The following is a 13,868-nucleotide window of genomic DNA, read 5'->3' as shown; positions in this document are numbered from 1 at the left end:
ATCACTCTGCGACAATGACCGTTTGCGAAGCGGTGTGATTCCCGCTTTTCAGTTGTAACCAATAAATACCCGGACCGGCCAGAAGATCGAAAATTCGCTCTACGTGCCGTTCCCGGGCATTTATTTTTTCTGTAAAAACCGTCTGTCCCCATGCATTTACGATGCGAATTTCGGTTTCAGCTATAAATTCATTTTCAAACACCAGCCTGAATCTCCCCTGAGAAGGGTTGGGGAAAATAGTAAAAGAAGGCCATAGACTTTCTGCTTGTGAGATACCGGTAGTTTGCGCCGCGAATACGGCATTGGCCCAGGTAGAAGGATTATTTCTATTGGCGCTGGCTGGCCAGTGTTCAAATGCAGAGAAAGTATTGGTCACCAGAAAAGAAATACCGATCGTATCGGATGTGCTGGTGTCCAAATTGATCGTCGTGAAAGGTATTTGAACCTCGATGGTATCTGTAAATGGCGCACCCGGAGTCATATTCGGTACTGCTGTCCAGTTGGGTCTTACCAGTTGGCAGCTGTCAAAATTGCCGTACTGCCCCTGATATTCGCAGTCTGTTGCACTCACATGAAACCACCAGTCGTCCTGCAGCCAGGTAGCGGATTTATCATTATTTACATCCAGCAATACTTCGGGGAAACGCGCATTTACTGATTCCAGGTTACCTAAATAGGCAAGATGAAGATTGTTTCCGTCGTGTTTACAGAGAACGGTAACGGTTTTTGTCTGGTTGAGAATGGCAATACTTAGCGTATCTGCGTCACTCCATTCATCCTGACTAATGATTCCGTCAATAACAGGGGTAGTTCCGAAAGGAATTTCCATCAGTGGCTGGGCATGCATACGATCGGTGACCGTAAGGCAAATACCCAGAAAGATAAGTTGGGCGATTGGCTTCATGATTTGTAGTTGGTTTAAAGAACCCTGTCAAAATAGAGAATCTTTAAATCAGCCCCATGAAGCCAGTCCAAAATAGCAGGTTTGGCTGATGGGGTTACACCGAAGCAGCGGCCTCCCCCTTATTCTTCAAAACTACCCCGAAGATCACAGCACAGATCAGGGAAATAATCAATCCTACAGGAAAGATTTCGAGGAAAGTCATGCCCATTCTGAAAACCATATTGTTTTTGTACATGTCCATCATGGACTGTTGCGCTTCCACTTGTGTGGAGATTTGTTCGGCGCTCATTCCTGCTTTTGTCCATTGTTGTTTTTGATATTCGACATAAACATCGCCGAAGTTGGAGCCAAAGTTGGTATAATAGATTTCCCACGCAGCGACATAAATCACCGACGCTACCAGGGTGATGTACAATCCCATCAGAAAAGATTTGCCGAAAGAAATGGTTCCGCCCAGATATTTGTCACGGTATTGTCGCACGGCGAAGAAGATGCCTGACAGCGAAATGATCATGGTGGCATACCCGATGACTGCGCCATTCTCCATGTTTTTTATCGCCTCCGCCTGGTCGGCAGGGTGGTTGAGGAAAAACATAACTCCGCAGATCAGGCCTGCAATGCTTCCGAAGATCAGTACAATTTTTCTCATGATTTTAGTTGTTTTGTGAAAATGATGCTGCCAAATAGCGCCAGAATACGAACTTCCTCCTCATACTTTCAGGTGATTTGCAGGTTTTGTCCTCCATTCACCCTTTCGGACTAGTCAAATCAGGGCAAGAGGCCCAGTTCTTTGGCGCGCTGTACCGCTTGTGTGCGGCGTCGGACGTCGAGTTTGGAAAACAGATTTGAAGTATGGGTTTTGACCGTATTGAGCGAAACAAAAAGTTTATCGGCGATTTCCTGATTGGACAAACCCTGGGCGAGGAGTTCGAGCACTTCATATTCGCGGGGGCTGATACCTGTTTGCTCCAAACACGAATTGTCTGGTGTAAACCTTTCCAGTTCCCGCGGTGGAACGACGATTTTTGGTTTTGTCAGTTTCAGCCCCATCCAGATGCCCACACCGGTAAAAAGCGTAGCAATCAGCCCCATGTAAATCTCCATCGAAATATCGCGCACCAGAAAACGATAGTCCAGGTACTTGAGCAGCCAGACGAGGGCAGCCATGAGTAAACCATAGAGGAGGATCGTTTTTTTCATAGTATGAAGATACAGCACATCGGGAAAAACTCCATATTTTCCCCTTATATTCACGTACCCTCATTTACCGAATCAAAAACTATATCCCCATGTCTTTTCATTACCGACTTTGGATATTTATTCCCTCAATCATACTGATCCTGTTTACCTTTTCCTGCCAGCCTTCTTCGAAACAGGCTGAGGATACTGCTTTTCGGCTGATTACGCACAATGTCTACTACGGATTTACCAAAAAGCCTGAGCGGAAAGAAAACTGGCTGGCGTGGATGAAGGCGCAAACGCCCGATATCGTCTGCCTTCAGGAATTAAACGAATACACCCCCGAACAATTGCAGCAGGATGCGACAAGCTGGGGGCATAGCTATTCTGTGCTTCTCAAGGAAAATGGTTTCCCTACCGGGATCACTTCGCGATTTCCGATGGAGGACATTGTGCGGACAGAAGAAGGGTTTCATCACGGATTGATTCGTGTAAAAATCAGAGATATGTATCTGTACTGCATTCACCTTCATCCCTCCAACTGGGAGTTTCGGATCAGAGAAACGCAGAAAATACTGGCTGATATTGCGACACTACCCTCGGGTGCACCCGTGATGCTGGCGGGCGATTTTAATACATTCAGTTCACACGATTCCGTCTATTATTCACATGGGTTGCTGGAGCCATTTTTTGCGGGGCTGGACTCTGCCAATACGCAAGCGAAAAACCTGCGGGAAGGAAAGTTGGACTATACGCCATTGACCCTGCTGGAAGCGGCGGGGTTTACTGATATGGAAAATTCATTTAGAGGGGAAGGTTATACATTTACCGGTTCTTTTCCGGGTTTGCTGGTGAAGGACGAAAATCACGGTGCGCGGAGGCGGTTGGACTATGTTTTTGTGAATGACGTGTTGCGCCCCCGCGTGCACCGTGCGGAGATAATCGCAGATGGCACAACAGAAATTCTGTCAGACCATCTGCCGGTTGTGGTGGATGTAAGAGAATAGGAAGTAGGTTAAGTTACTAGATCTCAAACCATTTTATTTTATGTATAACTCTGTATAATACTGGGCTTTTAGATTTTTGGTGTCCCATTTTTAGTTTTTTTGTATCAAAATATCTTAGAAGTAAGACGTTTAACAGAAACATAATTCGAAATAGCTATTTTATGCAAAAACATGGGCTACTTCAGGCTATGAAGTTTGCCCATGTTTTTTTTAGTCGATTAATTTCAGACAGATCAATGTCCTTATTCTAGTGGACATGAGATAATACCGAATTATAGTACTCTATGATCGAATCACGATTTTGATCAATGGTAGATAACGCCTGATTTTTTTGCTCAGTCGTTTTGACTGCCTGCCATATTTCCAGACTAGCACCAAAAATACCAGCAACTGCTCCAATTCCGGCAGAAATTTTTTCACAGGTTCCCATTGTTTTTGTCCATCGGCCTTCCATTCCTTCTGGAATTGGATCACCTTCTACTGCATTATAAGATGTTTTGATCGATTCATAGTTCTTATAAAGATTGTAAGAAAGCTTAGCACCCATTACAACGATTGCTACTACAGCACCTACAAGCTGAGCTACTTCCTGGCTGATTGCGGCCATTGCATTTTTCTCCTCCTTTATTTTTGTAGTATTTTCAGAACTAGCAATAACATATAATTTATTTCCAAGATTGGGTACTTTGGATGCTAGGTCATTTACGTTAATACAAAGCTTTTTTACTTCATTAAAAAGTTGATCATCATTGAGGTTTGGCGTCTTCTGATCGATTACAAAAATCAGTGAATAAAGGCCGGAGTCGCCTCTGAAAGTTGTCATACCAGCATTTAATTTACCTATGGTAAGAAGTTCGGCTGAGCGGGCATCATTCCAAGCTTTGGCAGGAGCAAGTGCAGGTTCAGCATCCACCAAAGACTTAAGACTATTCGCTTCCAAAGCAATTTTAGGGCCTTTTTTCTCTATGTCGATTTCAAGGCCTAAGGCTGTGGCCATCGTTGCGACTGATGCTGCATCACAAATAACCGATATAAGTGGGAAGAAGGAAAAAATGGATCCTGCTGCCATTGCTAACTGAGCTGCAGCCATTAAACTTTGTTCTGCAATCTCCTCATCAAAAAAAGAAGACACATCTGAATAGACTTTGTCATGTACCTCATTAATCGCTTTGTGAACATCATCCAAAGACAGGCTATTAAGGCTGGGAGTCTGACGATATGCTTTGATTGCATTACGAATCATAGTTTCTGCTTCCTGCTGTGTTACGTCTGTAGTAGGTTTGCCAGATTGCCCACTAAGCAAAAGACCCAGGAGTTCCAGCATATTTGTGAGGCCATTAACTAAAATCCTTTTTTGAGCATCACTTGGAGGAGGCAGAGTACTTTTTGCACTTACGGTTACATTTTCAACAGTAATATTTTCTGTCTGATACTTGGCAAATCCAAAATAACCCTGAAGTGGCACATCTGTATCACTGTAGGTCGCCGTGGCATAAGGCTGCCCATTGATAGAGTAGGTTGCAGACGTTTGATTAATGCTACAGGAAACTTTAAATTTTGTTCCAACTGTAGGCTTAAAACCTGCTGAAAGACGGTTTACTTGTGGAAAATTACGAAACAAATTGGTACGAAATGTAAAATCATCTCTGTGAGGAGATACATACCAGGATAGTGCATCACATTCTTTACGATCCCATTCTGCTCTGGAAAATGAGAAACAAGGCAAAAACTCGTCTGTTTCGCTATTGCAAGTTACATCATAGCTAATTTCTGCGGGGATTGTGTAAATGTTTGGTAGCCAGACATACTGATCAGTGATTTTGAACGATTGGGGAATAGATGTGGGTAAGACTTGCATAGTTTTAAATGTTAAGTTGATAATTGTTGTAAGAAACTTCATTTCAAAACTAAGGTGTGATCGAAGTACTTTTCTTAGACAAATCATATTCTATGTTTTAAAAAAATCGATATTTGTTTATATTTTTATTGGTTAATAATTTGATTATTAAATAATTGTGGTTAATTCATTGTTTTTAAAATGACCAACAGTAAACTAATCTTATTATTAAAATCCGTTCTGTCAGAGGAATTGCATTGGCTATCCAAATGGGTGCGTTCTCCCTATTATAATTCTAATCCTGATGTGGTAGGCCTGTTTGACTATCTGCGGAAATATGCTCCGGAATTTGATTCACCTAAACTTTCCAGGGAAAAGGTTTTTGCACATTTGTTTCCAGATAAACCCTACGACGATCAACGTTTGCGATTACTGATGTTCCGGCTGGCTGATCTGATAGAAGAATTTCTGGTCGCTCAAAGGCTGAAGCGCGATCGCATGAATTTTGGCCAACTCCTTCAGGCTGAGTTAGGTGAGCGGAATCAATATGACCTATTCGTCAGAGAGAATCACAAGCAGGGACAGAATCTGGATAAAAATCTATATCGGGACGAATCATATTACCTGGCAAGGTGGTACCTTCAGCATGATCATTTTTTTCATCTTCAGACCCGGAGATATAAAACATCTGTTGATACCCTCCGTGATATGATGCAAAACCTGGACGCTTTTTATATGCTGTCTAAAATGCGATATAGTACAGAATTGCGAAACCGGCAGAACATCCTCTCCGAAGAACATGATATCTTGCTGCTGGATGAAATCCAAAAACTTGTAGCAGAGCACCCAGACTTTGCTTCAAATAAAGTATTTGAGGTGTATAGGGATATGTTGCAACTAATGGAAAACCCTGATAATGAAGCTATTTTTTTACGATTGGAAGAGAATTTTACCAAAAGCTTGGTTTTGTTTTCACCTGCCTATCAATCGTCTATGATTCGTTACCTTATTAACATAACCATCCAACTATACAATAACGGGAAAGAAAAATATCTGCTTAAACAATTTAATCTTTATCAGCTGGGCTTAGAAAAAGAATTGTTGCTCGATGACGGTTACCTTCCAGATTCAACTTTTCTCAATATCATTGTTTCTGCAACCGTTTTGAAAGAGTTGGAATGGACAAGACTCTTTATTTCTCAATTTTGTGAAAAAATATCGGGAGAAATACAAGCAGATGCGATTCGGTTAGGGACTGCTTATTTAAGATTTGCAGAGATGAATTTTAGGGATTCCAATGATTTACTCAGGCAAATCGAAACCCAGGAAATCCCTTACCAGTTGCGTATCAGATCTCTTTCTCTCAGAAATCATTTTGAAGTATTTCTAACAGATGACAGTTATTATGAACTGGTTAACTACGAAGCCAAAGCTTTTGATAAGTTCTTGCGGCGAGATGACCGGCTTTTAGATACCCGTATAGAGGCATACCTGGAATTTATTTCCTTTATACAGAAAATGGCTTATCTGAAAACAAATTTCCAGTGGACAACATTAAGCAGGGAAAGACTAGAAAAAAAACTTAAAGGGAAGAAGCGCATCATTGCAAAACAATGGCTATTGGAAAAAATTGCTGGTATGGAAGGAAAAGTTCAGGCTGAAACTAACCATCCATAATGTCTTCAGTGATTACTTTTGAAGAGTAGCTGTTTTCATTACAGTTATGGATTCCTAAATTTTGCATGGCATTAGAGTTAAAGATTAAACCCAAGTTGGGTTTTGCCATTTTTCCCTTGCCGGGATTACTGAACATATCCCGATCATTTTTGAACATGCATAAAAAAAGGCCCATTGAGGGCCGTGGAGGGGGTTTTCTGTTTAGAGGATGTGAACTGAGAATAGAAAACTCAGCTAATAAAATCCTCAAAATTTTCTGTATCAATAAACCGGACGCTTACATTTGGATATGCATCTGAAAAGGACATGGGTGATTTCTTCCGGGTAGTTTTCCATTTGATCTCATATCCCACAAGCTCGCCATTGTATTCTTCGATATAATCAATTTCCTCCCTGTCATGTGTCCGCCAGAAATAGGTATTGGGTTTTATCTGAAGTTTTTGAAGATGTTTGCGTCTTTCGCTTATCAGAAAATTTTCCCACAGTGCACCTTTATCATTCCTTGACTCTATAGGCTGATATTGCTGTACAATGCTGTTTCTTATTCCTGTATCGTAAAAATATATTTTGAATCCTTTGCTGATCTCTTTCCTCAGGTTTCGGCTGAATGAAGGCAACCGAAAAATCACAAATGATTTTTCCAATAGGTCAATATACCGCTCAACCGTTCGTCGGTTAATCTGAAGATGGGTGGAAAGTTCATTAAGGGAAACCTCGTTGCCAATTTGAAGCGCAAGCAGTTGCAATAGTTTAAATATTACGTCTGCCCGTTTTATGTTTTCAAAAGTCAGCACATCCTGATACAAATATCGACTGCTCAATTCATCCAAAAGAATTCGACCATCTCCTGTCGGGGCCTGTACAATATCGGGATACATGCCTGAAATTAGAAAGTTTTCCAACTGAGCACGTCGCTCAAACGGGTTGAGAAAATCGCTGACCTCAGAATAAGAAAGGGGATAAAGTACAAATTGGATGGCTCTGCCTGTCAACGGTTCGCTCGTCTGATTTGCCAGGCTGAAACTGGAAGATCCGGTTGCTATGATTTGCAAGGCGGGGTATGTGTCAATCAGTATTTTTAATACCCTGCCAATGTTGGGTATGTATTGCGCTTCATCAAACACAACGATTTTTTTATCGCCCAGGTATTTTTTTAGAATACCTGGCTCTTCTGAACTCAACGCAGACCTTACAGACTGAATTTCACAATTATAAAAACCTGCTTCATCTCCATATTGTGAAATGAGAGATTTGGTCAGGGTGGTTTTACCTACCTGTCTGGCTCCATAAAGAATAATAATTTTCCCCCTGAAGAGCCATCGTTCAATCTGCGACTGAATTTCACGTAGAATCATAATTTATGTAATCAACTACACAAATTTAGCAAAATCCGTGTAGTTAACTACACAAATTTGGCCAAATTCGTGTAGTTGCTTATTCTCCCCGCCACTCCGACGGGTTTACTCCAAACTGCTGACGGAAGCTCCTGGCAAAATTGGTGGGATCGCTGAAGCAAAGTTCGAAGGCAATTTCTGAAACCGTACCTGCCTGCTGTTTCAGCAGGTCGGCTGCGCGCTGCATACGCATCGAGCGGATTAGTTTACCCGCCGACTGGCCAATAAGGGCGTTGAGTTTGCGGTTGAGATGGGTTACGCTCATATTCACCGCTTCGCTCAGGGTCTCCACACCAAATTGTTCGTTGGTGAGATTGGCTTCTATGGTTTCGGTTACTTTCTGCAGAAACTGCTGGTCCATGGGCACGGCAGTAACATCTTCTGCTTTGATGATCAGTGCTTCACTAAATCGCTGCCGCAATAGTTTGCGCTGGCTGATGAGATTGGCGATCCGGATTTTCAGCTCTTTTTCGTTAAAGGGTTTGGTCAGGTAATCATCTACGCCTGTTTCCAATCCCGTGATCCGGCTTTCTTCTGATGCTTTGGCGGTCAGGAGTACCAGGGGAATATGGCTGGTGGACTGGTCTTTACGGATAGCTTTGGCAAACTGAAACCCATCCATCCGGGGCATCATGACGTCGGAGAGAATCAAATCAGGCAGATGTGTTTTTGCCATTGACAATCCCTCCTGGCCATTGATGGTCTGAATTACTTCGTATCCGTTTCTTTTTAACTGATCAAAAAGGTAGCTGCGCACGTCGGGGTTGTCTTCTACAATCAGGATTTTTTCTTTGTCAGAATCTGCCAACACTGAAGGTTTGGTTTCCTGTAAAATGGGTATTTGTTCAAATGGGTGTAACTGTGGTAAATATTCTGTTACGACTGCCTGAGGAATGGCGGTGTTCAGGGGTAATTTTACAGTAAAAATACTGCCTTCTCCGGGTTGACTGCTTACAGTGAGGGTACCGTTGTGGAGTTCTGCGAGTTCTTTGGCGAGTGCCAGTCCTATGCCGGTGCCGGGAGACGGATGGTTTGCTCCCGCATCTGCCTGATAAAACCTGTCAAAGATATAGGGTAACTGGCTCGTGGCAATACCAATACCGGTGTCTTTCAGGCTTATCTGTACGTTTCCCCCTGTTTTATCAACAAGCAGCGTAATTTCGCCCTTTTCGGGTGTAAACTTTATGGCATTGGAGAGAAGATTGTAAAAAATTCTTTCCAGCTTTTCCGGATCGGCAACAATGAGCAGTGAATCAGCAGGGCCGTTGTATGTCAGTGTTTGTTTTTTCTGCTCTGCCAGGGATTCGAAGGAAAAGAGCTGGTTTTTGAGAAAGGGAATGATATCGAGGGTTTGGGGTTTCCACTCGCGTTTGCCCGATTCGAGTTTCGCGAGGTCGAGTACCTGATTGATCAGTTCCAACAGTCTGCGGCCATTTCTGTCCACCATGTCAAATTTACTGTCAAGGGCGGGATCGTCCACAGTTGCCTGTAAGTGTTGGTTTTGGCCGAGAATGAGGGTGAGCGGAGTGCGGAATTCGTGGGAAATATTGGCAAAAAACCGCGATTTGGTTGCGTCAAGTTCTGCGAGTTGTTGCTGGCGCTGGCGCTCCTGCTGGAGTTCCATTTCATGTGCCCGGTTTCGGAGGCGCTGCCGGAAGAGAAACCATAAAAATACACTCAGGCCAATGAGGAAGATAAGGATTGCCAGACTGAGCATTTGAATACGCCGGGCATTCTGGCGGGCGACTTCTGTCTTCAGGGAGAGATTGGCTTTTTCTTTCTTTTCCGATTCGTAGGCGATATTCAGGCGGTTGACGGTTTCGAGTGCCTTTAAGTTGAGCAGACTGTCTTTGATGAGATGATATTGGTCTGTGTACGCGAGTGCCAGATTTATATTTCCCTGCTTGCGGTATAATTCGCTAATATATTGAAGCGCAAATTGTTGTTCGTACAGATCTTCAAACTCCCGTGCCAGTTGTAATTGTTGCTGAAACAGATCATGTGCCAGCATTAGATTTCCTTGTTTCCCTGCCAGATTACCCATTGCCCCATAAAGCTGACTGAGGGAAATGGCCCGAATAGGTTTGAGAAGTGTTTCTGCTTCCCGGAAATGATCCCATGCTTTTTTCTCATTTCCCGACTGGCTGTACCACTTTCCCAGATTGATGAGGCTTATCCCTGTTTTTTCAGGGTCTTCGGATATCCGGGCATATTCGAGTCCTTTGGAGAGGAACGGGAAAGCCGATACAGGATTTCCCAGAATACTCATTGTTGCCCCGATATTCTGACAAGCATCCACTACGCCTATGGCATCGCCGATCGTTTCCATGATTTGGAGGCTGGCCTGATATTGTTGCAGGGCTTCTTTATGAAGGCCTTTTTCGAAGTAGAGGTCGCCGATTTGGTTTAGGGTAATGCCTTTTTGGTATTCGAGTCCAAGCCCTTCCTGAATCCTGAGTGCCAGAAAGAAATAGACAATTGCGGAGTCATTTTCTTCTAACAGATCATATACCAGCGCCTGATTGGTATATGTCGTGCTGATCCCAGAACTGTCGGAAATCAAGGTATAGACCACCCGGGCACTATCGAGATAGTGCAGTGCAAGAAGGTAATCCATTTCAGATTTTGCGATAATCGCAAGGTTGTTGTATGCATTGGCCTGTCCTTTGGCGTCATTGATACGGGTTGCAGTGGTAAGGGCCGATTCAAACAGCGGTTTAGCCTGATCCGTTTTTCCCTGCATGAGATAAGTTGCGCCGAGGTTGTTGGCTGCATTCATCCCGCCTTCATCGTAATGTACATTTTGGCTGGTTTTCAGTGCAGTCTTGAGTACCCATTCAGCCGAATCCCAGTTGTTTTCCAGCCGGTAGCAGCGACCGAGATTGATATAACTGTTGACCAGCGGTTTGTCCAGATTGTATTGTTCGCTCAATTGAAGGGCTTTATAGGCATAAGATTTTCCAAGCGATACATTTTCCCGGTAGGAAGTATAAGCGAGCTGATTTAGCAGTTCTGCTCGTTGGAGCGGGCGCGATTCTCTGGATAATAGAAGTTTGAGGCTATCGGTCAACAGTGATTGAGCCACTGAAATCTGAAAAGAAAATATGATTATCAAAAAGTTAAAAAACCTCATGGAGTAAGGATTATTCAAAAAATCGTGTTTTATTGATTGTTATAAAAATTTAGTCAGTTGTAATAACCAGCATATCAATTTGTAAAAATCCATAAACTATTCCAAAATGAACAGCGTAACAATATCAGGATCAGACTTTCCCCAGGCTACTTCAACTCCGCCTTCCGGCGGCAGCAAAGCCAAACTTTCTCAGATGATTATTGCAGACCCCGGTGTGGCATTTAAGCTAAACTTCGAGCTTGACGCTAATTTTCTTGAACACACCCGGTCAATTGCTATATCCTTTTCCCTGGGGCCTTCTGCAAATGAAATGCATCACCATACCAATATAGGTATTAGTACAGCGCAGAATGAATTATTGGATCTGACCCAGGATTTTGTGTTTGTCATTCCTTTTATCGATCCGGCATTTAATATTGAGACAGGGAATTATCACTATGAGTTAAGAGTTGAGTTTTTTGACAATTCCTCCCATATTATTTTAGGTCCGCAGTACTGGACGCCCTTTTTCAGCGGAGCCATATCTTCCAATCTGGTAAAAAGAACCGGCCAGTTTTCGCTGACTTTGGATGGACAATCCCCCGAATATATCAATCCCACCAATCCTGCGACCGGCGATCCGGTATTGTATTCGCATATTCTTTTTCACCAGTTGGGCGCGGCTTATTCTGTGCAGTTGCCTGCCATCACCGAAGACCAGGTTACTGCTGCCGGACTCCATTTTTGGGTTAATATGGATGAGAGCCGCATTTGTAATGTTGCCTTATTTCACGCAGAAGAGACCCACACTTTCAACATGAACCAGGAAGCCGGATTTATCTGGATGACTTATCCGCGGACAACGCAAGGGTTGACATTAAGCAGCGCACAGATAAATGTAGAACCATTTCCCCAGGACCTGGGCGTCAGCAACCTCAACTACATTGAGGAAACCGTATCAGCAGTTTCAGGTGCGGTGGTGATTAGTGTGGTGTAGTTAAGACAACCTGCAAAGGCCTCTCCAGGAGAACTTATCCTTATTTATCCGTTGGATGGTTTTCGGGAAAATACTTATGTTTTTCATATGTTTCTTTTGGCGTGCAACGACGCGCGCCATGAAGAAAAATTTTTGGGAACGATGCCGTTGGCTACCGACATTTCGGCCCTAAAGGGCCTTTGTGTCGGACGACACCCAATGGTTTGTGCCGTAGGCACAAAGGCCCGTTAGGGCCGTAATATCGGTAGGCCAGATGTGGCCGCCCCCATTATTTTTTTGTAAAGGTAACGCCCCAGGGCGCAATTCCGGTGGGTGAGGCTCTCGAACCCCACCGGAATTGCGAGCCTCATCCACCCCCCTCAAACCCGCCTGAAACATCATTCTTCCCCGGTCAGTCAGGTTTATTTCGATTCGCTTCTTCCTGCCTATACTTTTATCATATAAAGTTTTTAATGCATATGATCATTGCGCTGTTGTGAATCAAACCCTTAATTCCATGAAAGTTTTAATAAGTGTAGCGATTTGTTTTTTCCTGTCCCTTGCAGCCTTTGCGCAGGTTGACAGCGAAATTTCTTCCCGCCTTGAAACTGCTTTCCAGTACGCCTGGAGTCAGGAGTACGATCAGGCGAAATCTGCTTTTTCCCAGATTCTCCGGGATCACCCCCAAAATGCTGATGCGCTCTCAGGTATGGCCTATACCCTCGCCTGGAACGGTGAATACCCCAAAGCAAAGTCTTTTTTCCAGCAACTTACTCACCTCTATCCCGACAATCCTGAAGGTGAAAAAGGGCTCGCATATGTCGCGCTCTGGGAAGGCAACGAAAAAGATGCTATCCGCCGCTTTGAGGCAATGCTGGAAAAAAATCCTTTTCAGGATGAGTATATCCTCGCCATCGCCCAGGCTTACGCTTCGCTCGGCAAACAAAAACAGGCGCGCCTCTATTTTGACTCTACCCTCGAACTCGCCCCTCAAAGAAGCGAAATCACACATTTCCTTCACGGCGTACAGGAATCTCCCGCCAAACTGGAGGCCGATATCTGGGGTGGCTATACCAATCTTCAGGGAACAGAAAAGTTTGGCATCCGCGCTGCCCAAATGACCTGGCGTCCCGCAAAAGAATATCGGGTCTGGGCCAGGTATGACAATTCTCTGACGCTGGATAATTTCTCTCTGGTGCAAAACAACCGCGGTGCGGGTACGGTTTACTTCGGCGGGATCAATGACTGGAATCGCCGACTCACTACCCGTCTCGAAGTGGGCCGCAGATTCTGGGACGAAGGCAGCGATCAGAACATTGTACAAGGCGAACAGGTAGTTTTCTTTGATGGGGGATATGCCGTAAAAGCCGGTGGGTTTGTGGCAATCGGTAATGAGCGATTCACCGAAAAAATGATCTTTGCCGGGGGAAATATTCCTGTCAGTTCCACCTTTTCCATCGAACCTGTCTATTTCCTTTCCAATACCGGCCAGTCTGTAGTAGAAAATCGCCTCCTGGTTTCGGGTAAACTGCGGATGGATGATAAATACTTCCTCGATGCAGGGCTCATTTACGGAAGAACCGCGCTGATTGGACAACATGCCGGAAGCAATATTGTAGGAACAAACATGGTCTTCCGCCTTCCGATGGGTAAAGTTCACTGGCTTCAGTTTCTCTTCAGATACGAAAGGCAAAACGCTCAGAACTTCACCACTGCGGCTATGGGACTCAGATTCAGGCTCGAAAATTAATTCTGCAAACAAACATCAAAACATATAAGACA

The 13,868-nt window shown here is 43.9% G+C and carries 10 protein-coding genes; 4 read left to right on the top strand and 6 right to left on the bottom strand.

From position 1 onward, the window contains the following. Window position 1 precedes the first annotated feature (1 nt). From R3D00_26330 to R3D00_26320, 3 genes are all read right to left on the bottom strand, one after another. Window positions 2–904 (bottom strand): T9SS type A sorting domain-containing protein, encoded by a 903-nt coding sequence (locus tag R3D00_26330; GenBank protein ID MEZ4776721.1) that lies wholly within the window; start codon window positions 902–904, stop codon window positions 2–4. Window positions 905–998: 94 nt separating this feature from the next. Continuing rightward, window positions 999–1,553 carry a DUF4199 domain-containing protein gene (locus R3D00_26325; GenBank protein MEZ4776720.1) on the bottom strand — a complete coding sequence of 185 codons (555 nt, stop codon included), beginning with the start codon at window positions 1,551–1,553 and terminating at the stop codon, window positions 999–1,001. Between the two features lie 119 nt (window positions 1,554–1,672). After that, on the bottom strand, window positions 1,673–2,104 hold the full coding sequence (locus R3D00_26320) for a response regulator transcription factor (GenBank protein MEZ4776719.1): 432 nt from the start codon (window positions 2,102–2,104) through the stop codon (window positions 1,673–1,675). An 89-nt stretch (window positions 2,105–2,193) separates the two neighbouring features. Here R3D00_26320 and R3D00_26315 point away from each other — a divergent pair, with 89 nt between their 5' ends. Beyond that, window positions 2,194–3,090, top strand: coding sequence for an endonuclease/exonuclease/phosphatase family protein (locus tag R3D00_26315; protein ID MEZ4776718.1), 897 nt, complete (start codon window positions 2,194–2,196; stop codon window positions 3,088–3,090). A gap of 247 nt (window positions 3,091–3,337) precedes the next feature. Here R3D00_26315 and R3D00_26310 read toward each other — a convergent pair whose 3' ends face one another. Beyond that, entirely contained in the window at window positions 3,338–4,948 is a 1,611-nt protein-coding gene (locus tag R3D00_26310; protein MEZ4776717.1) for a hypothetical protein, read from the bottom strand. Window positions 4,949–5,635: 687 nt separating this feature from the next. Between R3D00_26310 and R3D00_26305 the strand changes: the two genes are divergently transcribed. Next, a complete protein-coding gene (locus R3D00_26305) occupies window positions 5,636–6,604 on the top strand; it encodes a hypothetical protein (protein MEZ4776716.1) in 969 nt (322 codons plus the stop codon). Window positions 6,605–6,834: 230 nt separating this feature from the next. Here R3D00_26305 and R3D00_26300 read toward each other — a convergent pair whose 3' ends face one another. After that, entirely contained in the window at window positions 6,835–7,959 is a 1,125-nt protein-coding gene (locus R3D00_26300) for an ATP-binding protein (GenBank protein ID MEZ4776715.1), read from the bottom strand. 79 nt (window positions 7,960–8,038) lie between these two features. After that, window positions 8,039–11,131 carry a tetratricopeptide repeat protein gene (locus R3D00_26295; GenBank protein ID MEZ4776714.1) on the bottom strand — a complete coding sequence of 1,031 codons (3,093 nt, stop codon included), beginning with the start codon at window positions 11,129–11,131 and terminating at the stop codon, window positions 8,039–8,041. 106 nt (window positions 11,132–11,237) lie between these two features. On the opposite strand from R3D00_26295, the gene R3D00_26290 reads away from it, so the two are divergent. Further along, a complete protein-coding gene (locus R3D00_26290) occupies window positions 11,238–12,107 on the top strand; it encodes a hypothetical protein (protein ID MEZ4776713.1) in 870 nt (289 codons plus the stop codon). A gap of 496 nt (window positions 12,108–12,603) precedes the next feature. Beyond that, complete coding sequence (locus R3D00_26285; protein ID MEZ4776712.1) at window positions 12,604–13,836, top strand: tetratricopeptide repeat protein; 1,233 nt, start codon at window positions 12,604–12,606, stop codon at window positions 13,834–13,836. The last annotated feature ends 32 nt before the right edge of the window (window positions 13,837–13,868 follow it).

It is taken from the genome of Bacteroidia bacterium, from assembly GCA_041391665.1.
GTDB lineage: Bacteria > Bacteroidota > Bacteroidia > J057 > J057 > JAGQVA01.
This window is presented reverse-complemented; position numbering and strand designations above follow the sequence as displayed.